The following is a 24,482-nucleotide window of genomic DNA, read 5'->3' as shown; positions in this document are numbered from 1 at the left end:
GCATACTGCTGCCACTTCTCCGTCACAGGCGGCTGCCCCGCTGTGCGAATACCGTTTGGCACGCACCTCTTTTTTGTCGTGCCGCTCCCAGGATTCCGGTCATGTCTCACCCAGAACAAGGTCAACCCACCCCGCCCAACCCACCCCGCCACCGGGTGCCTCGCAGCCGGCGCACCTGGATTGCCGCTGCCATCGTCGTGGTGCTGGCCGGTGCCGGCTGGTACTGGCTCGCCCATCGCAACGCCGCCCAGCCCCCTGCGGCCGGGGCGCCGGGCGCGGGCATGGGTGCCCAGCGCGGCGGTCCGGGCGGACCGGGTGGACCCGGAGCAATGCCGCGTTCTCCCGTGGTGGTCAATACCGTGGCCCGCCGCGACATGGACGTGACGCTGAACGGGCTGGGCAATGTGACGCCTGTGGCCAATGTCACGGTGCGCGCGCAGGTGTCGGGGCCGCTGCTCAAGGTGCTGTTCAAGGAAGGCCAGATGGTCAAGGCCGGCGACGTGCTGGCCGAGATCGATCCGCGCCCGTTCCAGGCCACGCTCGACCAGGCCACGGGCCAGCTGGCGCGTGACCAAGCGCTGCTGCAGAACGCGCGGCTCGACCAGCAACGCTACAAGACGCTGCTCGGTCAGGATTCGATTTCCAAACAACAGGTGGATACGCAGGACGCGCTGGTGCGCCAGTACGAAGGCACGGTCAAGACCGATCAGGGCAATGTGGATACCGCGCGCATCCAGCTCGGCTACACGCGGATCGTGGCGCCTACCTCGGGCCGCATCGGTCTGCGTCAGGTGGACCCGGGCAATATCGTGGGCACCAGCGACGCCAATGGTATCGCGCTGATCACGCAGATCCAGCCGATCACCGTGCTCTATACGATCCCCGAAGACAACCTTCCCACCGTGCTGAAAAAGCTCAACGCGGGCGAGAAGCTGTCCGTGCAGGCATGGGATCGGCAGATGCGCAATCAGTTGGCCGACGGCACGCTGCTGACCACGGACAACCAGATCGACACCACCACCGGCACGGTCAAGCTCAAGGCCATTTTCGAGAACAAGGACGGGATGCTGTTCCCGAACCAGTTCGTCAATGTGCGCACGCGCGTGGACACCATGCAAGATGCCGTGGTGGTGCCCGTGGCGGCCATCCAGCGCGGCCAGCAAGGCACGTTCGTCTATGTGGTGGGCGATGACAACGCCGTGAAGGTACGTACCGTGACGCTCGGTCCGACCGACGGCGCGCGCACGGTCGTGCTCAAGGGCGTGGATGAAGGCGAGCGCGTGGTGGTGGATGGCGCGGACCGGCTCAAGGAAGGCATGGTCGTCGAGGCCGTGGACCCGGCCGCACGCGCTGCGGCGCTGACGCCAGCGAGTTCGGCGCGTGCGCGGGGCCGGCGCGGCAACTGGGGCGGCGCCAGCGGCGCGCACGGTGCGGGCGGTGCAAGTGGTGCGCACGGCCAGCACGGCGGTGCGAGCGATGCGGCCGGTATAGCCGGTGCATCGGGCGAGCGTCGCCGCCGCGATGCCGATGCGAACCCGAACCCCACCACGCCCACACCAGCGAATCCCGCCGGCAGCGTCGGCCAGCGGCCGCAGCAGTAACGGCTACGCCAGGAGTTCAGACGCGGCATGAATCCTTCACGCATATTTATCGAGCGGCCCGTTGCCACGGCCCTGCTGATGCTGGCCATCCTGTTGTCAGGGTTGCTGGCATTCCGGCTGCTGCCGCTCTCGGCCCTGCCTGAAGTCGATTACCCGACGATCCAGGTCACCACGCTCTACCCCGGTGCCAGTCCCGATGTAATGACGTCGGCCGTCACGGCACCGCTTGAACGCCAGTTCGGACAGATGCCGGGCCTCAAGCAGATGTCCTCGTCGTCCTCGGGCGGCGCATCGGTCATCACGCTGCAGTTCGAACTGACACTGTCGCTCGACGTGGCGGAGCAGGAAGTGCAGGCCGCCATCAACGCAGGCGGCAACCTGCTGCCCGCCGACCTGCCGATGCCGCCGGTCTACAGCAAGGTCAATCCCGCCGACGCGCCGATCATGACGATCGCGATGACCTCCGACACCCTGCCGCTGCCCAAGCTGCAGGACATGGTGGATACACGCGTGGCGGCCAAGATCTCGCAGATCCAGGGCGTGGGCCTGGTCACGATCAGCGGTGGCCAGCGCCCTGCCGTGCGCATCCAGGCCAACCCGACGGCGCTGGCATCGCTGGGCATGTCGATCGACGACTTGCGCACCGCCGTGGGCAGCGCCAACGTGAACGGCGCCAAGGGCAGTTTCGATGGGCCTTCGCGCGCCTCCACCATCGACGCCAACGATCAGCTCAAGTCCGCCGACGAGTACAGGCAGATCATCATCGGCTACCAGAACGGCGCGCCGATCCGCATCACGGACGTGGCCGAGATTGTCGACGGCCCGGAGAACAGCCGCCTTGCCGCCTGGGCCAATGCCAAGCCCGCCATCGTGGTGAACATCCAGCGCCAGCCCGGCGCCAATGTGATCGACGTGGTGGACCGCATCAAGACACTGCTGCCGCAGTTGCAGTCGGCGCTGCCCGCATCGGTGAACGTGCAGTTGCTGACGGACCGCACCACCACCATCCGTGCCTCGGTCAAGGACGTGGAGTTCGAACTGCTGCTCGCCATCGCTCTCGTGGTGATGGTGATCTTCATCTTCCTGCGCAATGTCTCCGCCACGATCATCCCGGGCGTGGCCGTACCGCTCTCGCTGGTGGGCACCTTTGGTGTGATGTATCTCGCCGGCTTCTCGATCAACAATCTCACGCTGATGGCGCTGACCATTGCCACGGGCTTCGTGGTGGATGACGCCATCGTGATGATCGAGAACATCATGCGCTACATCGAGGAAGGCGATCCTCCGATGACGGCGGCGTTGAAAGGCTCCAAGCAGATCGGCTTCACCATCATCTCGCTCACGTTCTCGCTGGTGGCCGTGCTGATTCCGCTGCTGTTCATGGGCGATGTGGTGGGCCGGCTGTTCCGCGAGTTCGCGGTCACGCTCGCGGTCTCCATCCTGATCTCGGCCGTGGTCTCGCTGACGCTGACGCCGATGATGTGCGCACGCCTGCTGCGCCATGTGCCTGAAGCCGAGATGAACCGCTTCCACCGCGCCACGGGTCACTTCTTCGATCGCGTGATCCACCACTACGGCCGCGCGCTGGAATGGGTGCTCGCGCGCCAGACCGCTACGCTCGTGGTCGCCATCGGCACACTGGTGCTGACCGGCCTGCTCTACCTTGTGGTGCCCAAGGGGTTCTTCCCGGTGCAGGACACCGGTGTGATCCAGGCCATCACCGAAGCCGCGCAGACCAGTTCGTTCCAGTCGATGGGCCGCAAGCAGGAAGCCGTGCAGAAGGTGATCCTGCAAGACCCGGCGGTGGCGAGCGTATCGTCTTTCATCGGCGTGGATGGCACCAACCAGACCATCAACGCAGGCCGCATGCTCATCAACCTGAAGCCCAAGGGCGAGCGCGACACGATGGCCGTGGTCACGCAGCGCCTGCAGGATTCGGTGCAGAAGCTGGGCGGCATCTCGCTTTACATGCAGCCCGTGCAGGACCTGACGATCGAGGATCGCGTGGCGCGCACGCAGTACCAGTTCACGGTGGAAGATCCCGATCCCACCGTACTCGCCGAATGGGTTCCCAAGCTCGTCGAACGATTGAAGCAGGAACCCGAACTGCGCGATGTGGCGAGCGATCTGCAGAACAACGGCCTGCGCGCCTTCGTGGAAATCGATCGCGATGCCGCAGCCCGCTTCGGCATCACCACTGCCGTGATCGACAGCGCGCTCTATAGCGCCTTCGGCCAGCGCCTGATCTCCACGATCTTCACGCAGGCCAGCCAGTACCGCGTGGTGCTGGAAACCATGCCCGAGTTCCGCACCAGCCCTGCTGCACTGGCCGAGTTGCGCCTGCCGTCGTCGTCGGGTGGCCAGGTGCCGCTGGGTTCCATCGCGCGGATTTCCGAGCGTACCGGCCCGCTGGTGATCAACCATCAGGGTCAGTTCCCGGCCTCGACGATCTCGTTCAACCTCGCGCCCGGTGCCTCGCTCGGTGCGGCCGTGGACAAGATCACACAGGTGGAAAAGGAAATTGGATTGCCGATCTCGATGGCCACCGAATTCCAGGGTGCTGCGCTGGCGTTCCGTGCCTCGCTGTCGAATACGCTGTGGCTGATCCTGGCCGCCGTGATCACGATGTATATCGTGCTGGGCGTGCTCTACGAGAGCACGATCCATCCGGTGACGATTCTCTCGACGCTGCCCTCCGCAGGCGTAGGTGCATTGCTGGCGCTGCTCGTATTCCGGCAGGACCTCGGCATCATCGCAATCATCGGCATCATCCTGTTGATCGGTATCGTGAAGAAGAACGCGATCATGATGATCGACTTCGCACTCGAAGCCGAACGCGAGCAGGGCATGAAGCCGTATGACGCGATCTTCCAGGCTTGCCTGCTGCGCTTCCGTCCCATTCTGATGACGACGATGGCCGCGCTGCTGGCCGCGCTGCCGATGATGCTCGGCTCGGGCATCGGCTCGGAGTTGCGCCGTCCGCTCGGTATCACGATGGTGGGCGGCCTGCTGGTCAGCCAGGTGCTGACGCTGTTCACCACGCCGGTGATCTACCTCGCCTTCGACCGTCTGGCGTTACGTCTCAAGAACTGGCGCGAGCGCCGCTTTGGCCGCGATGACGATGGCGACGAAGGTCCGCGCCAGCACGGCCCCATCGTGCCGCGTCCGCAGGAGCCGAACGCCTGATGAATCTTTCGGCCGCCTTTATCCATCGTCCGGTCGCCACCGCGCTGCTGACCATCGGCATCCTGCTGGCGGGCATCGCGGCCTTCCGGCTGTTGCCTGTCTCGCCGCTGCCGCAGGTGGACTTCCCCACGATCTCGGTCTCGGCATCGTTGCCCGGCGCCAGCCCCGAGACCATGGCCGCCACGGTAGCCACGCCGCTCGAACGCGCGCTCGGCACCATCGCCGGCGTCACGGAAATCACGTCGAGCAGTTCGCTGGGTTCCACACGCGTGACGCTGCAGTTCGATCTCTCGCGCGATATCGATGGTGCTGCACGCGATGTGCAGGCCGCGATCAATGCCTCGCGCGCCACGCTGCCGACGAGCCTGCCGAACAATCCGACCTACCGGAAAGTGAACCCGGCCGACGCGCCGATCATGATCATCGCGCTGACCTCGCCGACGATGACACGCGGCCAGCTCTACGATGCGGCGTCGACCATCCTTTCGCAGAAGCTGTCGCAGGTGGAAGGTGTGGGCCAGGTCACGATTGGCGGTGCGTCGCTGCCAGCGGTGCGCGTGTCGCTCAACCCCACGGCGCTGAACAACTACGGTATCTCGCTGGAAGACGTACGCAACACGATTGCCGCGACCAACGCCAATCGTCCGCTCGGCATCCTCGACAACCGCGACCGCGCGTGGCAGGTCTATGCCAACGACCAGGCGATGACGGCGAAGGAGTACATGCCGCTGATCATCCGCTACGCCACACCGGGCACGTACTCGTCCACCTCGGCCGGTGCGCTGATTGCGAGCACGGCCAACGCCACGGCAGGCGGCAACGTCAGCACGAAGACCGTCAACGGCGTGACCACCACCACGATCACGACGAGCAGTGGCACGCAGACCATCAGCTCTGGCGCCACGGGCGGCAACGTGACCAATCCGGGGCCCAACTCCTTTGCGGTGCCGGTGCGCCTGCAGGACGTGGCCAGCGTGACGGACTCCGTGCAGGACATCCGCAATGCCGGTTCGGCCAACGGCCAGCCTTCGGTGCTGCTGGTGCTGAACCGTTCGCCCGGCGCCAACATCATCGAGACCGTGGACCGCGTCAACGAGATGCTGCCTACGCTGCGCAAGATGATTCCCAGCGCAATCTCGATGGACGTGATGATGGACCGCACGCCCACCATCCGCGCGTCGCTGCGCGAAGTGGAGCACACGCTGATGATCTCGGTGGCACTGGTCATCATGGTCGTGTTCGTGTTCCTGCGTAACGTGCGTGCCACGCTGATTCCGAGCGTGGCGGTGCCGGTGTCGCTGGTCGGTACGTTCTCGATCATGTACCTGTGCGGCTTCTCGCTGAACAACCTCTCGTTGATGGCGCTGACGGTGGCCACCGGCTTTGTGGTGGACGATGCCATCGTGGTACTGGAGAACATCTCGCGCCATATCGAGGAAGGCATGAAACCGATGGCCGCCGCGCTGCGCGGTGCGCGCGAGGTGGGCTTCACGGTGCTGTCGATGAGCTTGTCCCTGATCGCCGTGTTCATTCCGCTCCTGCTGATGGGCGGCATCGTGGGCCGGCTGTTTCAGGAGTTCGCCATCACGCTGTCGGTCGCCATCCTCGTTTCGCTCGTGGTCTCGCTGACCACCACGCCGATGATGTGCGCGCGCCTGCTGCGCTCCCCACACGAAGAGCGTCCGGGCCGCTTCCACCGCTCGACGGAACGCGTGTTCATGTGGTTCCAGGATGGCTATGCGCGCACGCTTGGTGTGGCGCTGCGCCACGGACCCATCGTGTGGATCGTGCTGCTGCTGACCATCGCGCTGAACGTCTATCTCTACATCGTGGTGCCGAAGGGCTTCTTTCCGCAGCAGGACACTGGGCGCGTGATCGGCTTTATCCGCGCGGATCAGGCCACGTCGTTCCAGTTGATGCGCACCAAGCTCGACAACTTCATCAAGATCGTGCAATCCGATCCGGCTGTGGTGAACGTGACCGGCTTCACCGGTGGATCGCAGCGCAATACCGGGCAGATGTTCGTGACGCTGAAGCCGCTCTCAGAACGCAGCGAAACGGCGGACCAGATCATTGCGCGGCTGCGTGTGAAACTGGCGAAGGAGCCCGGTGCGAGCCTGTTCCTGACGCCGGTGCAGGACATCCGCGTCGGCGGTCGGCAGAGCAGTTCGGCGTACCAGTTCACGCTGCAATCCGATGACCTCGAAGTGCTGCGTGCATGGGAGCCCAAGGTGCGCGCGGCCATCTCGAATATCAAGGGACTGGAAGACGTCGATACCGACACCAACGACAAGGGCCTGCAGACATCGGTCATCATCGACCGCGACGCGGCATCGCGGCTCGGCGTGACCGCGCAGCAGGTGGATGCCATCCTCAACGATGCATTCGGCCAGCGGCTGGTCTCCACGATCTACCACCCGCTGAACCAGTACCGCGTGGTGATGGAACTGAGTCAGGAATACCTGCAAGGACCGAACGCGCTCAAGGATATCTACATCATCACGGGCGGCGGGAACCGCGTGCCACTGTCGGCATTCGCACAGGTCACGCCGTCGAGCACGCCGCTTGGTGTGAACCATCAGGGACAGTTCGCCGCATCGACGATCTCGTTCAACCTCGCCGAAGGCTTCTCGCTCTCCGAAGCCACCGACGCGATCAAGCTGGCGATGGCAAAGATCGGCGCGCCGGAGACCTTGCAGGCCAATTTTCAGGGCGGTGCCAAGGCGTTCCAGGATTCGCTCAAGAGCCAGCCGCTGCTGATCCTGGCCGCGATCATCACGATCTATATCGTGCTGGGCGTGCTGTACGAAAGCTATGTACATCCGCTGACGATTCTCTCGACGCTGCCATCGGCGGGTGTGGGCGCGCTGCTCGCGTTGCTGCTGTTCAAGACCGAGTTCAGCATCATCGCGCTGATCGGGGTGATCCTGCTGATCGGCATCGTCAAGAAGAACGCGATCATGATGATCGACTTCGCCATCGATGCCGAGCGACGCGAAGGCTTGTCGCCACGCGATGCCATCTATCGCGCATGCCTGCTGCGCTTCCGTCCGATCATGATGACCACGGCTGCTGCACTGCTCGGCGCGATTCCGCTGGCCATCGGTCGTGGCGACGGCGCAGAACTGCGCGCGCCGCTTGGTATCTCGATTGTGGGTGGGCTCGTGGTCAGCCAGTTGCTGACGCTCTACACCACACCCGTGGTCTACCTGACGCTGGATCGCTGGCGTCTGAAAGTCAACGCCTGGCGCGCCCGACGCCAGCGCGGCGATGGCGATAGCGCCACGCCGCACCTCGAACACTGATGAGGGCATTTGCCATGTATCGCCGCCATTTTTCGATTTCAGTTGTCGCCCTGGCCTGCGCCCTGCTGGCCGGCTGCGCAGTGGGCCCCGACTATCGTCGCCCCGATGCGCCCGTCCCCAAGGCATTCAAGGAAGCCACCGATGCCATGCCCGTCTGGACCGGCGACTGGAAGACTGCCGAACCGCAGGACATGATGTCGCGCCCCGACTGGTGGCGCGCGTTCGACGATCCCGTGCTCGACGGGCTGATGTCGCAAGTGCAGGTCTCCAACCAGAACATCAAGGCTGCCGAAGCGGTCTATCGACAGGCCACGGCGTCACTGGCCGCAGCACGCGCGGGATACTTCCCGACGGTGGGCGCCAGCGCTGGCCTCTCGCGCGGTGCATCGAGTTCTGGCGGCCGCATCACCAACGGCCAGAGCGCGACGCTCTCCGCATCGTGGGAAATCGACGTGTGGGGCCGCATCCGTCGCCAGGTGGAGAGCGCCGAAGCCGGCGCACAAGCCAGTGAAGCGGACCTTGCCTCGACGCTGCTATCGACACAGGCCACGCTCGCGCAAAGCTACTTCCTGCTCCGCGTGGCCGATGCACAGCGTGCGCTATTGCAGCGCACCGTGGCCGACTACCAGAAGTCCCTGCAACTGGTGCAGAACCAGTACAACGCCGGCACCGCGCAACGCTCTGACGTGCTGCAATCCGAAACCCAACTGAAATCCGCACAGGCGCAACTGATCGACATCCAGATCACGCGCGCGCAGTACGAGCACGCGGTGGCAGTACTCGTCGGCAAGCCGCCAGCGGATCTGGGCATAGCCGTCGCCGAAGCAGACGTCACGCTGCCGCGCGTGCCAGTGGCCGTACCCTCCACACTGCTGGAACGTCGCCCCGACATCGGCGCTGCAGAGCGCCGCATGGCATCGGCCAATGCCGATATCGGCGTCGCGCAAGCCGCGTACTACCCCACGCTGTCGCTGTCCGCGTCGGGCGGACTCACCGCCAGCACGCTCGCGCGCTGGCTCTCTCTGCCGGACCGCATCTGGTCAGTGGGCGCCGGACTCGCCGGCACCGTCTTCGACGGCGGCCTGCGCAGTGCCGCCAAGGCGCAAGCCGTGGCCGCATACGATCAGACCGTCGCCAATTATCGCCAGACCGTACTCACCGCTTTCCAGGAAGTTGAAGACAACCTCGCCGCCACGCGTCTGCTCGAAGAGGAAGCCACTGTCCAGAACGATGCACTGCGCTCGGCGCGCGAAGCCCTCTCGCTCGTCAACAACCGCTACAAGGCGGGCACGGCAGGACTGCTCGACGTACTGACCGCACAGACCGCCGCCTACACGGCCGAGCGCACGGCGCTATCGATCACCGGCCGCCAGTACACGGCAGCGGTGACGTTGATCAAGGCGTTGGGGGGTGGGTGGCATGGGGTGACAGCCGAGGTCGCAACAACTCCGCAGGAAGCCGCCACTGCCAGGTAGCGGCACTATCTGTCGAAGAAGAAACGTTCGAAGTTGGCAGCACCCCAGTCGGCGCATGCCAAAGGAAACGCCAGGGTAAGGACTTCGAACGTGCCATCGCTCGCGAGCGAGTCGGCGTCCGTGAAGAGAATCTCCTTGTCGCCGACAATGAATTGATTGAGGGGTGACCACGGCTCGAAGGCGTAGTACCGCTGGGCTAACAGCGCGCCTCGCATTGCATAGACGCGCAGCCGTGCGTCCTGCGTCCCACCTACCTTATCCCGATCCATGCCGCAGATCTCGATCTCGTATTGCGTGTCAGCAATCGTTCTTTGCCCTCGCTCGCATTCCCATGCGCGCGGCTCCAGCGTGATCGCATGGACGACGGTTGCAGCGATGGCGAAGAGGATTGTCAGAACCGTGGTGCGGAGCCGGATGAAGAGTTTCTCGGACATGGGTGGGCTCGATCAAGGTTCGTAAGCGATGCGAATCAGATTGGCGGTGAACCAATCCCAACGCGATGGGGGAAGGGCCAGGAATTTGACTTCGGGCTTCCCTAAGTCATTTATTTTCATCGAATCAGTATAAAGAATTCCGGCATCGATATACCAGATTGGTACCTGGTCATTGTCTAGCATCATAAATCTTCGTCGCGCCAGTAATTCATCCTTTTCATGGTGATAGACACGGAGAAGATAATAATCCTCGCGGGCATCTGGATCCTGCCATGTGTTGCACAGCTCAATCCGATATATATGACTTCCGAATACCACTGCAGGGCGCTCGCATTTAATCGGGACTGTTGTACCCGCCAAAAAAATAATCAATATAATTGGCAGGCTTATCACGAGGGCGAGGTAGCAGAAGATAGCGAGTGTCAGGCCGATAAAATCGTAGAGTATCTTTAACATATCACTCCAAGATCGATATGGAGTGGCTCTTTGAGTCGAATACTGCCTAAATCTGAGTAAATGAGAAAGTCCCCTCCGCGTCGATGCTTGGCCTGCCATGCACGGAAATCCCGATTACGAATCGGATAGTAGACGTTCTCGGGCTCAAGGCGATCCTTCACTGTCACGGGTAGAAGGGCCATATCATCTACCTCCATCCGTCCGAAGAATTCGCTCCTCCCGCCAAGGCTCTCCGCCATAAAGTGCGCAACAGCTGCAGCCGGCAGTAGAATCATGCCTCGCTTGTTCCAATGTCCCAGGTACTGCGAAGCAGGCCCCTTGTCGTGAAACGAGTAGCTGTCGCGCATGTAAAGCAGCACGTCGGTAATAATGGCTTTTCGTTGAAAGCACTCAACTTTGGAAGACGGATTCGGCAACGTCCTCGACAACACCACATTTGCTTTGCCGACAGTTGCGTAAAAATTGAATTTTCCGAGTGCAGCGGAGACGTCTGTCATGCCAATCGACAGCCATCGGTTTCTGCTCACAGGCGCACCCACCATCGCATCGGACATCCCTACGCCGATATACTGAAATTGGAAATCCGCGTGGAGTTTTTGCAAGTCTCCCTGGCAGTCGGCAAGCGTGTCGATCATTCCAGAGAACTTGGGTCGACTCTCGAGATACTTTCGTAATTTGGACTGAATGGCGGCCCTGGCTTTAATGTCGTAAATATCCCGCTGCAACCTATTGAACTTCGACTCCACACCACCAAACCCCAGCAGCCATCTCAGCTTGATTGTATGCGTATCGATCATGTCAGCGTCGTAGCGTCCCTCCACCATCTTGTTCGTTGTGTAGTCGAAGCGATGCGCATCGAACAGGCGCCCATTCAACCAACGCTCGGCAAAGCTTGCTGCGACAGGAAAATCCTCCGCACGCATCGCGGCAGGAAGGTCATAGAGATCGAAGGGAGCCAGCCGGCGCGCTTCGCTGGCTCTATAGCTATCGAGGAAGCAGGTTGGCCGGACGGGAGGCGGAACGGACTCGTCCTTGGACCCTGATCCCTTTGAAACCGCGTTGTCGCTGTCTTTCCTCGCGTGATACCGCCAGTCGAAGATGGGTGGTGGAGCCTTGTGCAGCGATATCCCGAAATCCCGGATATCCATTGGCGTGCACGCGTGCCGGCCATCGTAAAGTTTCCACCGCCGCTCGATCGCGAAGATCGGATCGAGCTTGTTCCGAATGTATGGCTGCGGCGGCTTGAATTCCTTTGGATCTTCGAAAGACATGTTGCCCCTGGTCCCACGTTGGAAGGGGGCGACATCGCAGACGCTAGCGCGAAGGCCGTTCGCTGTCTCTCGCAGATTTGCGATTTACGCCGCGATCGGCGGCAGAGAGCACGCTCGCCTACCGCTCCGGCACTGGCAACGCCTGCTGGCTGACCCGTTCCTTGAGCCAGGTCGCCGCCTTCCCCAACGGGCGCTGTTTGTGCCAGATCAGTTCGAGCGGTACGGGCCAGTCCTGATCCTGGAAGGCCAGCTTCGGCGAGACGAGTCCGGCGGCGGCTGGCGAGTTGGCCACGACGTGCCATGGCACGAACGCCCAGCCCAGGCCGCGCTTGACCAGTTCGACGATGACCCACTGGCTTTCCACCCACCAGACTTCGGCGGCCACGCGCAGGCGTTTCTTTTCCTCGCTGTCGCTGCGGGTGGCGACCATCAGTTGCCGATAGCGTTTCAGGTCTTCGAAATCGACGCGCGCCTGTCCGGCCAGAGGATGGTCGGGCGCGCAGACGATGGGGAGCGGCACCCATCCCAGTGCATGGAAGCCAAGTTCGGGGGGAAGGATTTCCTGGCGCCACATGATGCCGATGTCGGCGCACTGACTCAGCACGAGGCGGCTCACGTCCTCCATTAGCGGGAACAGCAGTTCCAGTTCGACGGACGGAAAGCGTCGAGAAAATTCCTCGAGCATTCCGCCCAGCGTTTCCTCGGGATACAACTCGTCCACAGCGAGCGTGAGGCGCGACTCCACACCTTCGCCCAAGCTCTTGGCCACGCCCCGGAAATGTTCGCAGCGCTCCAGGATCACGCGCGCCTCAACAAGCAGCCGCTCACCGGCGGGTGTCAGCACCGGGTAACGGCCGGTACGGTCGAACAGCGTGGTATCGAGGTCGATTTCGAGATTGGCCACGGCGGCACTGACCACCGACTGGGCCTTGCCTATGTGGCGCGCCGCGGCGGAAAACGAGCCGGTTTCGGCGGCGGCGGCGAATGCCTGGAGTTGATCGATCGAGAGGCTCATGGGGTGCGTCCTATGTGGCGATTCCGCCTATCCATCGGAAATTCAGATACTACCTAACTTGTGATTGCCGGTGTGGCCGATAGAATGCCACCCATCGCCGCGATTTTGCGGAAAGCTTTGCCCCAATTCAGGAGGTTTTATGCGCACCACAGCAGACCGTATCCGTCACACGATCGGTTTCGAGGTGATTGGCTTGATCACGTTCGCCCCGCTGGCGAGCCTGGTCTTCGGCTACGAGTTGCACCAGATGGGCATCGTCGGCGCGGTGGCCGCGTTGATCGCCGCCACCTGGAACTTCATCTACAACATCATGTTCGACCGCGCGATGCTGCGGTTCACTGGCCAGCTCAAGAAAAGCGCGGCCATTCGCGTATTGCACGCCATCCTGTTCGAGGGTGGCCTGCTGATCGTGTTCCTGCCGTCGGTGGCGTGGTACCTCGGTATCGGCCTGTGGGACGCCTTCATCATGGACATCGCCGTGGCCGGTTACTACATGGTCTACGCGTTCTTCTACAACTGGGCGTACGACGCGGTCTTCCCGATCCCGAACGCCACGCCGATCAAGTCATCGGCCACGCAGGATTGCCAGGCCGCCAACTGAGTTCGACCCGGCCACGCGGCGCGTGGTCGACCTCTCATCTGAAAAGCGGCCCGAAACGGCCGCTTCACGTCATCCGCGAGGCATGGGGCATGCGTTAACATGCTCGCCATGCCCAAGTCTTCCCCCCGTACCCCATCGTTCTCCAGCCGCCTGTCGTCCGTCATCGTCGTCGGCGTGCTGTCGGTCTTCGGCTTCTCCGCCGTCCAGGCTGCCCCTGCCGCCAAAGCCAAACCTGCAAAGACGTCGAAGGCTGCGAAAGCGTCGAAGGCCGCCAAGGTGGCCGGCGCCACCGGCGCTGCAGCCATTGCCACGCGCGCCGCTGCCGAAGCCCATGATCCGGCCGCTTCCCGGACCGGATTGCCGGCCACCGTGACAACGGCCCTGCGCCGCGCGCACGTGCCGCTATCGGCCACCAGCTTCTATGTGGTCAAGCTGGGTGCACCGCAGGCGCGCGTGAGCTGGAACGCCGAGACGCCGATGAACCCGGCCTCGACGATGAAGGTGGTCACCACGTTCGCGGGCCTGCAACTGCTGGGCCCCGACTACCGCTGGCAGACCTCGCTCTACGCGGACGGCCAGCCCGGCCCCGATGGCACGGTCAACGGCAACGTGTACCTGCGCGGCAGCGGCGATCCCAAGCTCGTGCCCGAAGAGATGGCCAAGCTCGTGGCCAAGGCGCGTTCCACAGGCGCCACGGCTATCAATGGCGACATCGTGCTGGACCGCAGCTACTTTGCCGATGGCCTGAACGGCGGCGACTACTCGATCGACGGCGAGACGCAGCGTGCCTACAACGTGAACCCGGACGCACTGCTCTACGCGTTCAAGACGCTCTCGTTCACGATCACGCCCGACGCAGCCAATCGCAGTGTCGGCGTGGCCGTCACGCCCGCCCTAGCGCAGTTGCGCGTGGATAACCGCCTGACGCTGGCCAACGGCCGCTGCGGCGACTGGAAGTCACGCGCCACGCCGAGCATCATGCCGCAGCCCGATGGCACCATCGTCGCGTCGTTCGATGGCACCTACTCGGCCGATTGCGGCGAGCACATCGTCAACCTGGCTACGCTGAGTCACAGCGATTTCATCTGGGGCGGCTTCGTGGCCGAATGGCAGGCTGCAGGCGGCAGATTCCAGCGTCCGCCTGGCCTGCGCAGCGGCGCGGTGCCGCGCGGCGCGTTCCTGCTGGCGCGGCACTATGGCCAGCCGCTCTCCGACATCGTGCGCGATATCAACAAGTTCTCGAACAACGTGATGGCGCGCCAACTGTTCCTGACCGTCGGCGCCGAGATCGATCGCAACGGCCCGGCCAGCACCGACAAGTCGGCACGCGTGATCAAGCGCTGGCTGACACGCCAGGGACTCGACATGCCGGGACTGGTACTGGAAAACGGCTCGGGATTGTCGCGCGAGGAACGCATCAGTGCGTATGACATGGCGCGCCTGCTGCAACAGGCGGTGGCCAGCAATGTCGGCCCTGCCCTGCTCGATTCGCTGCCGATCCTTGGCGTGGACGGCACGCTGCGCAATCGCCTGACGCGCGCGAATGCGGCTGGCAATGCGTATCTGAAGACGGGGACGCTTGCCGATGTCCGTGCGCTGGCTGGGTATGTGGATGCGCTCAACGGCGAGCGCTTTGTGGTGGTGGCGTATATCAACCACGCGAACGCATCGGCCGCGCAGGAAGCGCACGATGCGTTGATGCAGTGGGTGTACAAGGGAGCGCCTTGATCGGCTGAAGGTCTCGATGCTCCCCTCTCCCGCGCAGTGGGAGAGGGGCTGGGGGAGAGGGCCGGAGGGTCTGCTTGCCGAGCACGTCGCGATTTGCACCGCTGGCCCTCTCCCCTGCCCCTCTCCCGCATGCGGGAGAGGGGAAAAACCTACACAGTCAATCAGTTGCTCTCAAACGCCGCCGCCGCCCGGCCCAACCGGTCGCGCACGCCATCCCACTCATGGGACCCCGGCACCGGCTCGAACACCAGCCGTTGAAAACCTTCCTTGTCCAGGCGACGCAGCAGGCCGTAGAGCGCCTGCGCATAGGCGTCCGGCGTGGTCGGTGCCTGCACGAATACGCAGCGCGTATCGATGCTCGCCGGTGAGCGCGCAACGAACGCCAGGCGGCCATCGGCAGGCAGCGCATCCAGATAAGACGGCAATACCTCTGCGGTAGCCAGCGTCAGCGTGGTGCGCGGTGCGTAGTGCGCCTTCAACGTGCCCGAGGCGCGCGGCGCGGCGGCATCGGGAGGCAGCGGCGGTGTGCCGAGCACGTCCGCCATCATCTGTGCCGTGATCGCACCCGGTCGCAACAGCACCGGACCCATCGTATCGAGTCGCGACAGATCGACGATCGACGATTCGATGCCGATATCCACGTTGTCACCTTCCAGCACGTACACATCCCCGCCAAATTCATCGCGCACATGCTCGGCAGTGGTCGGGCTGACCTGGCCGAACTTGTTGGCCGAGGGCGCGGCGATACCGCCACGGCCGCGCTTGAAGCGCCCCAGCAGCGCCTGCGCGACGGGATGCGACGGGCAACGCAATCCGATGCTGTCCTGCCCCCCAGCCACGGCAGCGGGAATATGCGCGGCCCGCTTGAGGATGATCGTCAGCGGGCCGGGCCAGAAGGCGTCGATCAGTGCGCGGGCGGCGTCGGGGACGTCGTCAGTCCAATAGCCGATGTCCGCGCCATCCACCACATGCACGATCACAGGATGGTTCGATGGCCGGCCCTTGGCGGCGAAGATGCGCGCCACGGCCTCGGGACTCTCGGCGTCGGCACCGAGCCCGTAGACGGTCTCGGTCGGGAACGCCACGAGTTGGCCATCTTCGAGCAAGCGAACAGCTTCTTCAAGCTCGGCGGCGGTGGGCATGCGTGAAGACATCAGAAAAACCTTACAGCGGGATATGCAGCGCCTTGGCGGCCGTGTCGAATGCCTCGGCGGCTTCGTCGGCGTGCTCGCCCACGCAGTTCACGTGGCCCATCTTGCGCGATGGCCGCGCATCGTTCTTGCCGTACAGGTGCAGCTTGGCGCCAGGCGTGCCCATCACCTCGTCCCAGGCCGGCGTGCGTTCCAGGCCGAACTCGAACCAGCAATCGCCCAGCAGGTTAAGCATCTTGCCCGCCGAGTGCTGGCGCGTGCTGCCCAGCGGCAGGCGGGCCATGGCACGCACCTGCTGCTCGAACTGGCTCGTCTCGCATGCATCCATCGTGATGTGACCGGAGTTGTGCGGACGCGGCGCCATCTCGTTGGCCACGAGCGTGCCATCGGTCAGCACGAAGAATTCGATGCAGAGTACGCCGACGTAGCCCATCTCGGAGGTGATCGTCGCCGCAGCGGCACGGGCGCGCGTGGCGATGTCATCGGACACGCTGCTCGACGGCATCGTCGTGGAGAACAGAATGCCATCGCGATGCACGTTCTCGGCCAGCGGCCACGTGGCCGTGGTCCCGTCGGCGGCACGCGCGGCCAGCACGGAAACTTCGTACGCCAGCGGCAGCATCTGCTCCAGCACGCACGGCACGTGCTGCATGGCCTTCCATGCGGCGCGCACATCCTCGCGCGTCTTCACGCGAGCCTGGCCCTTGCCGTCGTAACCCATGCGCGCGGTCTTGAGGATGCCGGGCAGCACGATGTCGGGCACGTTATCCACATCGGCATCGTGCTGGATCACCCAGTGCGGGGCCGGCGGCACGCCAGTGCGCTCGGCGCATGAGGCAAAGAACTTCTTCTCGCCGATGCGGTTCTGCGCGATCGACACGCAGTAGCCACGCGGCGCCACGAACACACCGGCCTGCTCCAGGCGGTCCAGCGAGATCGACGGCACGTTCTCGAACTCGGTACTCACCGCCGCGCACAGCTTCGACATCTCGGCCAGCGCGGCCTCATCGGTATAGGTCGCGCAGATATGGCGATCCGCCACGTTGCCGGCCGGGCTGTCCTGATCGGGATCGAGCACGCAGACGCGATAGCCCATCGACTGCGCCGCATGCGTGAACATGCGACCGAGCTGGCCGCCGCCGAGCATGCCGAGCCAGGCGCCAGGCAGGATCGGCGAGTTCGGGGTATCGACGCCGAACTCGGCGCGCGATTCCTCGGTGTGCGCTTCGGACAGGTAGGGATGGATATCGGTCGGCATGGCTCAGGCTTCTCTGACTACGGAGGTATCGCGGACGGCCGGCAGTCGGCCGTCCCGGGGTTCAAACAGGCAGCTTCATCGCCCGCGCGGCTTCGGTCTGCTTGGCGCGGAAAGCTTCCAGCGCGCTGGCCAGCGCATCGTCGGTGGTGGCCAGCGTGGCAATCGCGTGCAGCGCGGCATTGGCAGCGCCCGCCTCGCCAATCGCGAACGTGGCAACCGGCACGCCCTTGGGCATCTGCACGATCGACAGCAACGAATCCTCGCCACGCAGGTACTTCGACGGCACGGGCACGCCGAACACCGGCACGATCGTCTTGGCGGCGATCATGCCGGGCAGGTGCGCGGCACCGCCGGCACCGGCGATGATCGCGCGGATGCCACGGCTGCGCGCCGCCTCGGCGTACGCGAACATGTCGTCGGCCATGCGGTGCGCGGACACCACCTGGGCTTCGAATGCCACGTTGAAATCCTTGAGCATGGCCACGGCGTGCTGCATGACGTCCCAATCGGAACTGCTGCCCATCACCACGCCCACCACGGGCTTTGCTGCTTCAGTCATTTCTCATCCAATCCGTGTGTCTTACAGCAGTTCCTCGCCGGTCAGGCGGGTCAGCGCTTCCTTGTACTTGTCGGCGGTCTTCTGCACCACGTCGTCGGGCAGCTTCGGCGCCGGCGCGGTCTTCGGCCACGGCTTGCCGTCGATGCGCACGGCTTCCAGCCAGTCACGTACGAACTGCTTGTCGAAGGACGGCGGGTTGGTGCCCACCTGGTACGAATCCGCCGGCCAGAAGCGCGACGAGTCGGCGGTCAGCACTTCGTCCATCAGTGTCAGCGTGCCGTCCTCATCCAGGCCGAACTCGAACTTGGTATCGGCAATGATGATGCCGCGCGTGGCGGCGTACTCGGCTGCTTCCTTGTACAGGCGGATCGAGATGTCGCGCATCTGTGCGGCCAGCTCCTTGCCAATGCGCTGCTCGGTTTCCTCGAACGAGATGTTCTCGTCGTGCTCGCCCAGATCCGCCTTGGCCGCTGGCGTGAAAATCGGCTCGGGCAGCTTCTGCGAGTTCTGCAGACCGGCCGGCAGCGCGATGCCGCACACCTTGCCCGTCGCCTGGTAATCCTTCCAGCCGCTACCGGCCAGATAGCCGCGCACCACCGCTTCCACCAGGATCGGCTTCAGGCGCTTGACCACCACGGCACGGCCCTTGACCTGCGCCACTTCGTCAGGCGACACCACGCTCTCGGCGGTCACGCCGGTCTCGTGATTCGGCACGATGTGCGCGAGCTTGCGGAACCAGAAGTTCGCCATCTGGTTCAGGACGCGGCCCTTGGCCGGGATCGGCTCGCCCATGATCACGTCGAACGCCGACAGGCGGTCGGTGGTCACGATCAGCAGCTTGTCGTCGCCCACGGCGTAGTTGTCGCGGACCTTACCCTTGCCGAGCAGCGGCAGGGACTGGATGGAGGATTCGTAGAGGGCGTCGGACATGATGTGAAAGCGGCTGCGGCTGAAAACAAGCGGGGCTTCCTGCATAACGCCACGTTACGCGAAGCCCCATGAAGAACAAACGCCCCGCGCGCAAACCTTGCGCAGACGGGGCGGAGAAACACGATTTACTGCACGACCTGGGCGAGCTTGCCGGCCTTGTACTGGCCAGCGATATCCACCAGCGACAGGCCCTTGATCTTGCTGGCCTGACCTTCGCAGCCAAATGCCACGTAGCGGGCCTTGCACACCTGCTTGGCTGCTTCGCGGGCCGGCTTCAGGTATTCGCGCGGGTCGAACTTGCTCGGGTTCTCGGCAAAGAAGCGACGGATCGCGCCGGTCATCGCCAGACGGATGTCGGTGTCGATGTTGATCTTGCGCACGCCGTACTTGATGGCTTCCTGGATTTCTTCCACGGGCACGCCATACGTTTCCTTCATGTCGCCACCGAACTTGCGGATTTCTTCCAGCAGTTCCTGCGGCACCGACGACGAACCGTGCATCACCAGGTGGGTGTTCGGAATGCGCGCGTGGATTTCCTTGATGCGGCTGATCGCCAGGATGTCGCCCGTGGGCTTGCGCGTGAACTTGTAGGCGCCGTGTGAGGTGCCGATGGCAATCGCCAGTGCATCCAGCTGGGTGGCCTTCACGAAGTCGGCAGCTTGTTCCGGATCGGTCAGCAGCATCGAGTGGTCCAGCACGCCTTCGGCGCCGATACCGTCTTCCTCGCCCGCTTCACCGGTTTCCAGCGAGCCCAGGCAGCCCAGTTCGCCTTCCACGGTCACGCCAACGGCGTGGGCCAGTTGCACCACCTTGCGGGTCACGTCGACGTTGTACTCGTACTCGGCCGGCGTCTTGCCGTCTTCGCGCAGCGAGCCGTCCATCATCACCGACGAGAAGCCCAGGTCGATCGCGCCCTGGCAGATCGCCGGCGACTGGCCGTGATCCTGGTGCATCACCACGGGGATGTGCGGATAGGCTTCCACTGCAGCTTCGATCAGGTGGCGCAGGAAATGCTCGCCAGCGTATTTGCGGGCGCCGGCCGAAGCCTGCATGATCACCGGGGCGTTCACCTCGTCGGCGGCCTGCATGATGGCCTGGACCTGTTCGAGGTTGTTCACGTTGAACGCCGGCAGCGCGTAGTTGTTCTCGGCGGCATGGTCCAGCAGCTGGCGCATGGAAACGAGTGGCATGTCTGACTCCTGAATGTAAAAGCTTGAGGTTCTGAATTCTTGTCGATGCGGCACCGGGCAGGTTCGCGCATCCTCGGCGCCGCGTCTGTCCGCGGCACCACACCGGACGTTGTTACTTGCTGCCCACCCGCACGATCTTGAGCGTGTTGGTGCCGCCGGCCTGGCCCATCGGCTCGCCGATCGTCAGCACGATGAAATCGCCGTGCTGCACCACGCCCTGCGCGAGCAGCAGTTCTTCTGCCTGCTCCAGCGCCTCGTCGCGGTCGGTGCTCGACTGCAGCGGCAGCGCCACCACGTTGCGGTACAGCTGCATCTTGCGCTGCGACGCCAGGTTCGGGGTCATCGCGTAGATCGGCACGTGGATGCGGTGGCGGCTCATCCACAGCGCCGTGGCGCCGGAATCGGTCAGCGCGGCAATCGCCTTCACTCCTAGATGATAGGCCGTGAACAACGCACCCATGGCGATCGACTGGTCGATGCGCGAGAACGTCTGGTTCAGGAAATCGGTGTCGAGCTGCACCACTTCCGACTTCTCTGCCTCCAGGCAGATCGCCGCCATCGCTTCGACCGTTTCCACCGGATAGCGCCCGGCAGCGGTTTCGGCGGAGGTCATCACGGCATCGGTGCCGTCGAGCACGGCGTTGGCCACGTCGGAGACCTCGGCGCGCGTCGGCACCGGGTTCACGATCATGCTTTCCATCATCTGCGTGGCCGTGATCGTGAGCTTGTTCGCTTCTCGCGCGAGGCGGATCATGCGCTTTTGCAGCGCCGGCACGGCAGCATTGCCCACTTCCACGGCCAGGTCGCCACGGGCGACCATGATGCCGTCCGACGCGTTAAGGATTTCCTCGAGCACGCCGGGCCGGATCGCCTCGGCACGCTCGATCTTGGCGATCATGCGTGCCTTGTGGTTGTGCTGCTGCCCGGCCACGTTGGCCAGCTGGCGCGCCATTTCCATGTCCGTGGCGTTCTTCGGAAAGCTCACGGCCAGATAGTCCGCGCCCAGCGCCATGGCGGTCTTGATGTCCTCCATGTCCTTGGCGGTCAACGCCGGCGCCGACAACCCGCCACCCTGGCGATTGATCCCCTTGTTGTTCGACAGCTCGCCGCCCACGCGCACCGTGGTGAAGATCTCGCTGCCGAGCACGCGGTCCACCACCAGCACGATCAGGCCGTCGTTGAGCAGCAGTACGTCGCCCGGGCCCACATCGCGCGGCAGATCCTTGTAGTCCAGCCCAGCGCGCTGCTCGTTGCCGACCTGGCAATTGGAATCGAGCACGAACGAATCACCCACCTTCAGCGTGACCTTGCCGTTCTCGAACTTGCCCACGCGGATCTTGGGGCCCTGCAGGTCGGCCATGATGGCCACCTCGCGCCCGCAGGCCGCAGCCGCTTCGCGCACCATGGCCGCACGGTCGATATGATCCTGCGCGGTGCCATGCGAGAAATTCAGGCGCACCACATCGACACCGGCCCCGATCATGCGGGTAAGCACTTCCAGCGTGCTGGAGACAGGACCAATGGTGGCGACGATCTTGGTGGAACGGGACATGCGGGCGGCTTCCTTCAATGGGGGCGTAAAGGGGCTTCGAACAGTCGGGTCATAGTGTTACTTGCCGGGGCCGGGATATGGCCGGCCCCGCTGCGCCGCATCAGCCTGCGGCGCGTTGTTCCAGCACTTCGAAGGCCGGCAGCTTGCGGCCTTCGAGGAATTCCAGGAAGGCACCGCCACCCGTGGAGATATAGTCCACGCGGTCGGCAATACCGTACTTGGCGATGGCGGCCAGCGTATCGCCACCGCCTGCAATCGAGAACGCCTTGGATGCGGCGATGGCCTCGGCCAGCACCTTGGTGCCGTTGCCGAACTGGTCGAACTCGAACACGCCAACCGGACCGTTCCAGACGATGGTGCCAGCGGACTTCAACTGGTCGGCCAGCATGGCGGCGGTCTTCGGACCGATATCCAGGATCATGTCGTCGTCGGCCACGTCCTTGACGTCCTTGACCGTGGCGGCGGCCGTGGCGCTGAATTCCTTGGCGCAGACCACATCGACCGGAATCGGCACCGAGGCGCCGCGGGCGGCCATGATGTCGATGATCGCGCGGGCGTCGCCCACGAGGTCGGCCTCGGCCAGAGACTTGCCGATCTTCAGGCCGGCGGCCAGCATGAACGTATTGGCGATACCGCCCCCGACCACGAGGTTGTCGACCTTGTCGGCCAGCGCCTTCAGGATGGTCAGCTTGGTCGAGACCTTGGAGCCGGCCACGATGGCTGCCAGCGGACGGGCCGGCTGACCCAGCGCGCGGCCCAGCGCATCGATCTCGGCGGCCAGCAGGGGGCCGGCGCAGGCGATGGGAGCGTACTTCGCGATACCGACAGTGGTGGCTTCGGCACGGTGGGCTGTCCCGAATGCGTCATTGACGTACACGTCGCACAGCTTGGCCATTTTCTGGGCCAGTTCGTCGCTGTTCTTCTTCTCACCCTTGTTGACGCGGCAGTTTTCCAGCAGCACGACTTGCCCCGGCGCCACGTCCACACCATCGACCCAGTTTTGCACCAGACGCACGGGCTTACCCAGCAGTTCGGACAGGCGCGTGGCGATAGGCGCAAGCGAATCCTCGGGCTTGAACTCCCCCTCGGTCGGGCGACCCAGATGCGAAGTCACCATCACCGCGGCGCCTGCTTCAAGACTGGCCTGGATGGCCGGCACCGAGGCGCGGATGCGCGTGTCTTCGGTAATGTTTCCTGCGTCGTCTTGGGGCACATTCAGATCGGCGCGGATGAACACACGCTTGCCGGAAAGCTTGCCTTGGGAAATGAGATCGGAAAGACGCAGAACAGAGGTCATGGCGAGGAGCGCAGAGGCATGAACGGCACGCGGCCGCACATAAATTTCGGGGAAACCGGCATTTTACCTGATCGTCGTTGCGGATTTGCGGGTTCGGCCCCTTGCGGCTCATACAACACTCGCATCGTAGTTGCCCCCCCACTTCATAGGGGTATTGGACTAGTTGCAGTCCCCGCCGCTTCCGGTAATGTATGGCCCAATGTATTAAACATATGCATTGTCAGACACCCCGGCCATTTTTGATGGTTTTAGTACATTATGTGGGGCAACCGACCTAGATCGGACGTTTGACGCACGACCATTCCCGCGGCCAGTCCGGTACAGCGGGAAGGACTGTTGTCGTTGGAATGCTAAGGGGTAGTCACATGGACCAAGCAGCTGTCCACGGTGCCATCCGTGGGTTGTACGAGGGCATTCTGGATCCAGGGGCGTGGCAGCAAAGCCTCCGTGCGGTGACCGATATGGCCGGTTCCGCGCATGCGTCGATGATGGTGTGGGATACCGTGACTGATCAGGTCACCGTCAATGAAGTCGTCAACCCCGTCACCGAACTGTTCACCGCCTACGAAGCCGAATTCCAGGTCATCGATCCGGCCAAGTCCTTTGCGCCCCGCCTGGTGCCGGGGGCCTGGTACATCGACGCGCGTGACCTGGGGCCGCAGGCCATGGCGCGCCACCCGTTCTATCGCGACTTCTTCAACCGCTTCGACCTGCGCTCCTATGTGGCATGCCTGGTCGAGCGGCAGCCGCACTACGAAGTCTATTTCTCGATGCAGCGAGCGATGTCGCAGGAGGCGTTTTCCGGCGAGGACACCCGCAAGCTCGATTGGGTCGTGCCCCACATGCGTACCGCCATCGCGATGCGCGAGCGCACGCTGGCGCTGTCCACGCTGGCGTCCCTTTCCTCGCGGCTGATCGAGCGGCTGGCGTTTGCCCTGATCGTCTACACGCCCGACCGCCGCCTGCTGCTGGCCAACACCGCCGGTGAGCGCTGGGCGCGCCGCCTGGACCCTGCTGGCAAAACGGCCGGCTGGCAACTCTCGCGCCATTTCCCGGATATGCTTCAGGCTGCCTGCGACCCCGCCACGCCGCTCGGCGCCCAGGCCGCCCGGGCGACGGACAGTCTCGGCAACCACGCCGAGGTGCTGGTGCTGCCGTTACCCCCCGCCCATGCGTTTGCCTCGCAGTGGCAGCAACCGGCAGCCATGGTGGTGGTGCACGAGGCCGGCGCCCCTTCGGTGCTGCTCGACACCGCGCTACGAAACCTCTACGCGCTGACGCCCGCCGAGACACGGCTTGCATCCCGCGTTGCCACCGGCGAAGCCTTGCCCGAGGCCAGCCGCCAACTGCGCATCCGGCACGAGACCGCGCGCACGCAACTCAAGTCGATCTTCCTGAAGACCGGCTGCACCAGCCAGCCCCAACTGACGCACCTGCTGACGAAACTGTCGGCGGCCCTTGACGGCGGCTGAA

Annotated in this window: 18 protein-coding genes; 7 read left to right on the top strand and 11 right to left on the bottom strand. The window is 64.0% G+C overall.

The window, feature by feature from the left end; genetic code table 11:
- Positions 1 to 101: 101 nt before the first annotated feature.
- The 4 genes from GA566_RS02720 to GA566_RS02705 are packed head-to-tail and all read left to right on the top strand — an operon-like array spanning position 102 to position 9,567.
- Positions 102 to 1,601 (top strand): MdtA/MuxA family multidrug efflux RND transporter periplasmic adaptor subunit, encoded by a 1,500-nt coding sequence (locus GA566_RS02720; protein ID WP_160471535.1) that lies wholly within the window; start codon positions 102 to 104, stop codon positions 1,599 to 1,601.
- A 27-nt stretch (positions 1,602 to 1,628) separates the two neighbouring features.
- A complete protein-coding gene (locus GA566_RS02715; protein WP_160471533.1) occupies positions 1,629 to 4,787 on the top strand; it encodes an MdtB/MuxB family multidrug efflux RND transporter permease subunit in 3,159 nt (1,052 codons plus the stop codon).
- Positions 4,787 to 8,092, top strand: coding sequence for an efflux RND transporter permease subunit (locus GA566_RS02710; protein ID WP_137925012.1), 3,306 nt, complete (start codon positions 4,787 to 4,789; stop codon positions 8,090 to 8,092). Before GA566_RS02715 ends, GA566_RS02710 begins: the two co-directional genes overlap by 1 nt.
- Positions 8,092 to 9,567, top strand: coding sequence for an efflux transporter outer membrane subunit (locus GA566_RS02705; RefSeq protein WP_160471532.1), 1,476 nt, complete (start codon positions 8,092 to 8,094; stop codon positions 9,565 to 9,567). Before GA566_RS02710 ends, GA566_RS02705 begins: the two co-directional genes overlap by 1 nt.
- A 5-nt stretch (positions 9,568 to 9,572) precedes the next feature.
- Here the strand turns inward: GA566_RS02705 and GA566_RS02700 are convergent, their stop codons facing one another.
- From GA566_RS02700 to GA566_RS02685, 4 genes are all read right to left on the bottom strand, one after another.
- Positions 9,573 to 10,001 carry a hypothetical protein gene (locus GA566_RS02700; protein ID WP_160471530.1) on the bottom strand — a complete coding sequence of 143 codons (429 nt, stop codon included), beginning with the start codon at positions 9,999 to 10,001 and terminating at the stop codon, positions 9,573 to 9,575.
- Between the two features lie 12 nt (positions 10,002 to 10,013).
- On the bottom strand, positions 10,014 to 10,457 hold the full coding sequence (locus tag GA566_RS02695) for a hypothetical protein (protein WP_160471528.1): 444 nt from the start codon (positions 10,455 to 10,457) through the stop codon (positions 10,014 to 10,016).
- Positions 10,451 to 11,728: a DUF6402 family protein gene (locus GA566_RS02690; protein ID WP_160471526.1), complete on the bottom strand. Its 1,278-nt coding sequence runs from the start codon at positions 11,726 to 11,728 to the stop codon at positions 10,451 to 10,453. The genes GA566_RS02695 and GA566_RS02690 overlap by 7 nt, the downstream gene beginning before the upstream one ends.
- Before the next feature lie 118 nt (positions 11,729 to 11,846).
- Positions 11,847 to 12,743, bottom strand: coding sequence for a LysR family transcriptional regulator (locus tag GA566_RS02685; protein WP_137925010.1), 897 nt, complete (start codon positions 12,741 to 12,743; stop codon positions 11,847 to 11,849).
- 139 nt (positions 12,744 to 12,882) lie between these two features.
- On the opposite strand from GA566_RS02685, the gene GA566_RS02680 reads away from it, so the two are divergent.
- Together GA566_RS02680 and dacB are read left to right on the top strand one after the other, a co-directional pair.
- Positions 12,883 to 13,344, top strand: a complete 462-nt coding sequence (locus GA566_RS02680) for a PACE efflux transporter (protein WP_137925009.1) — start codon at positions 12,883 to 12,885, stop codon at positions 13,342 to 13,344.
- Positions 13,345 to 13,443: 99 nt separating this feature from the next.
- A complete protein-coding gene (gene dacB / locus GA566_RS02675; protein ID WP_370459260.1) occupies positions 13,444 to 15,072 on the top strand; it encodes a D-alanyl-D-alanine carboxypeptidase/D-alanyl-D-alanine-endopeptidase in 1,629 nt (542 codons plus the stop codon).
- Between the two features lie 161 nt (positions 15,073 to 15,233).
- Here the strand turns inward: dacB and GA566_RS02670 are convergent, their stop codons facing one another.
- The 7 genes from GA566_RS02670 to GA566_RS02640 form a co-directional block, all read right to left on the bottom strand.
- Positions 15,234 to 16,226 (bottom strand): L-threonylcarbamoyladenylate synthase, encoded by a 993-nt coding sequence (locus GA566_RS02670; RefSeq protein WP_160471522.1) that lies wholly within the window; start codon positions 16,224 to 16,226, stop codon positions 15,234 to 15,236.
- Positions 16,227 to 16,236: 10 nt separating this feature from the next.
- Positions 16,237 to 17,481 carry a 5-(carboxyamino)imidazole ribonucleotide synthase gene (locus GA566_RS02665; protein ID WP_160471521.1) on the bottom strand — a complete coding sequence of 415 codons (1,245 nt, stop codon included), beginning with the start codon at positions 17,479 to 17,481 and terminating at the stop codon, positions 16,237 to 16,239.
- 61 nt (positions 17,482 to 17,542) lie between these two features.
- Positions 17,543 to 18,040 carry a 5-(carboxyamino)imidazole ribonucleotide mutase gene (gene purE / locus GA566_RS02660; RefSeq protein ID WP_160471519.1) on the bottom strand — a complete coding sequence of 166 codons (498 nt, stop codon included), beginning with the start codon at positions 18,038 to 18,040 and terminating at the stop codon, positions 17,543 to 17,545.
- Between the two features lie 21 nt (positions 18,041 to 18,061).
- A complete protein-coding gene (locus GA566_RS02655; protein WP_160471517.1) occupies positions 18,062 to 18,970 on the bottom strand; it encodes a phosphoribosylaminoimidazolesuccinocarboxamide synthase in 909 nt (302 codons plus the stop codon).
- 125 nt (positions 18,971 to 19,095) lie between these two features.
- A complete protein-coding gene (fba, locus tag GA566_RS02650; protein ID WP_137925003.1) occupies positions 19,096 to 20,160 on the bottom strand; it encodes a class II fructose-bisphosphate aldolase in 1,065 nt (354 codons plus the stop codon).
- Positions 20,161 to 20,272: 112 nt separating this feature from the next.
- Positions 20,273 to 21,712, bottom strand: a complete 1,440-nt coding sequence (gene pyk / locus GA566_RS02645) for a pyruvate kinase (protein ID WP_137925002.1) — start codon at positions 21,710 to 21,712, stop codon at positions 20,273 to 20,275.
- A 100-nt stretch (positions 21,713 to 21,812) separates the two neighbouring features.
- Complete coding sequence (locus GA566_RS02640) at positions 21,813 to 23,009, bottom strand: phosphoglycerate kinase (RefSeq protein ID WP_137925001.1); 1,197 nt, start codon at positions 23,007 to 23,009, stop codon at positions 21,813 to 21,815.
- A 365-nt stretch (positions 23,010 to 23,374) separates the two neighbouring features.
- On the opposite strand from GA566_RS02640, the gene GA566_RS02635 reads away from it, so the two are divergent.
- Positions 23,375 to 24,481 (top strand): helix-turn-helix transcriptional regulator, encoded by a 1,107-nt coding sequence (locus tag GA566_RS02635; RefSeq protein ID WP_160471515.1) that lies wholly within the window; start codon positions 23,375 to 23,377, stop codon positions 24,479 to 24,481.
- Position 24,482 lies beyond the last annotated feature (1 nt).

The sequence above is a fragment of the Cupriavidus sp. SW-Y-13 genome (genome assembly GCF_009793345.1).
Taxonomy (GTDB): Bacteria; Pseudomonadota; Gammaproteobacteria; order Burkholderiales; family Burkholderiaceae; genus Cupriavidus.
This window is presented reverse-complemented; position numbering and strand designations above follow the sequence as displayed.

What these genes read in the sequence shown, in the direction of transcription:
- GA566_RS02715 (WP_160471533.1), top strand. Translation starts at nt 1,629, where the DNA reads ATGAATCCTTCACGCATATTTATCGAGCGGCCCGTTGCCACGGCCCTG.
- GA566_RS02705 (WP_160471532.1), top strand. Translation starts at nt 8,092, where the DNA reads ATGAGGGCATTTGCCATGTATCGCCGCCATTTTTCGATTTCAGTTGTC.
- dacB (WP_370459260.1), top strand. Translation starts at nt 13,444, where the DNA reads ATGCTCGCCATGCCCAAGTCTTCCCCCCGTACCCCATCGTTCTCCAGC.
- GA566_RS02695 (WP_160471528.1), bottom strand. Translation starts at nt 10,457, where the DNA reads ATGTTAAAGATACTCTACGATTTTATCGGCCTGACACTCGCTATCTTC.
- GA566_RS02685 (WP_137925010.1), bottom strand. Translation starts at nt 12,743, where the DNA reads ATGAGCCTCTCGATCGATCAACTCCAGGCATTCGCCGCCGCCGCCGAA.
- fba (WP_137925003.1), bottom strand. Translation starts at nt 20,160, where the DNA reads ATGCCACTCGTTTCCATGCGCCAGCTGCTGGACCATGCCGCCGAGAAC.
- GA566_RS02640 (WP_137925001.1), bottom strand. Translation starts at nt 23,009, where the DNA reads ATGACCTCTGTTCTGCGTCTTTCCGATCTCATTTCCCAAGGCAAGCTT.
- purE (WP_160471519.1), bottom strand. Translation starts at nt 18,040, where the DNA reads ATGACTGAAGCAGCAAAGCCCGTGGTGGGCGTGGTGATGGGCAGCAGT.
- GA566_RS02665 (WP_160471521.1), bottom strand. Translation starts at nt 17,481, where the DNA reads ATGCCGACCGATATCCATCCCTACCTGTCCGAAGCGCACACCGAGGAA.
- GA566_RS02700 (WP_160471530.1), bottom strand. Translation starts at nt 10,001, where the DNA reads ATGTCCGAGAAACTCTTCATCCGGCTCCGCACCACGGTTCTGACAATC.
- GA566_RS02710 (WP_137925012.1), top strand. Translation starts at nt 4,787, where the DNA reads ATGAATCTTTCGGCCGCCTTTATCCATCGTCCGGTCGCCACCGCGCTG.
- GA566_RS02670 (WP_160471522.1), bottom strand. Translation starts at nt 16,226, where the DNA reads ATGTCTTCACGCATGCCCACCGCCGCCGAGCTTGAAGAAGCTGTTCGC.
- pyk (WP_137925002.1), bottom strand. Translation starts at nt 21,712, where the DNA reads ATGTCCCGTTCCACCAAGATCGTCGCCACCATTGGTCCTGTCTCCAGC.
- GA566_RS02720 (WP_160471535.1), top strand. Translation starts at nt 102, where the DNA reads ATGTCTCACCCAGAACAAGGTCAACCCACCCCGCCCAACCCACCCCGC.
- GA566_RS02690 (WP_160471526.1), bottom strand. Translation starts at nt 11,728, where the DNA reads ATGTCTTTCGAAGATCCAAAGGAATTCAAGCCGCCGCAGCCATACATT.
- GA566_RS02635 (WP_160471515.1), top strand. Translation starts at nt 23,375, where the DNA reads ATGGACCAAGCAGCTGTCCACGGTGCCATCCGTGGGTTGTACGAGGGC.
- GA566_RS02680 (WP_137925009.1), top strand. Translation starts at nt 12,883, where the DNA reads ATGCGCACCACAGCAGACCGTATCCGTCACACGATCGGTTTCGAGGTG.
- GA566_RS02655 (WP_160471517.1), bottom strand. Translation starts at nt 18,970, where the DNA reads ATGTCCGACGCCCTCTACGAATCCTCCATCCAGTCCCTGCCGCTGCTC.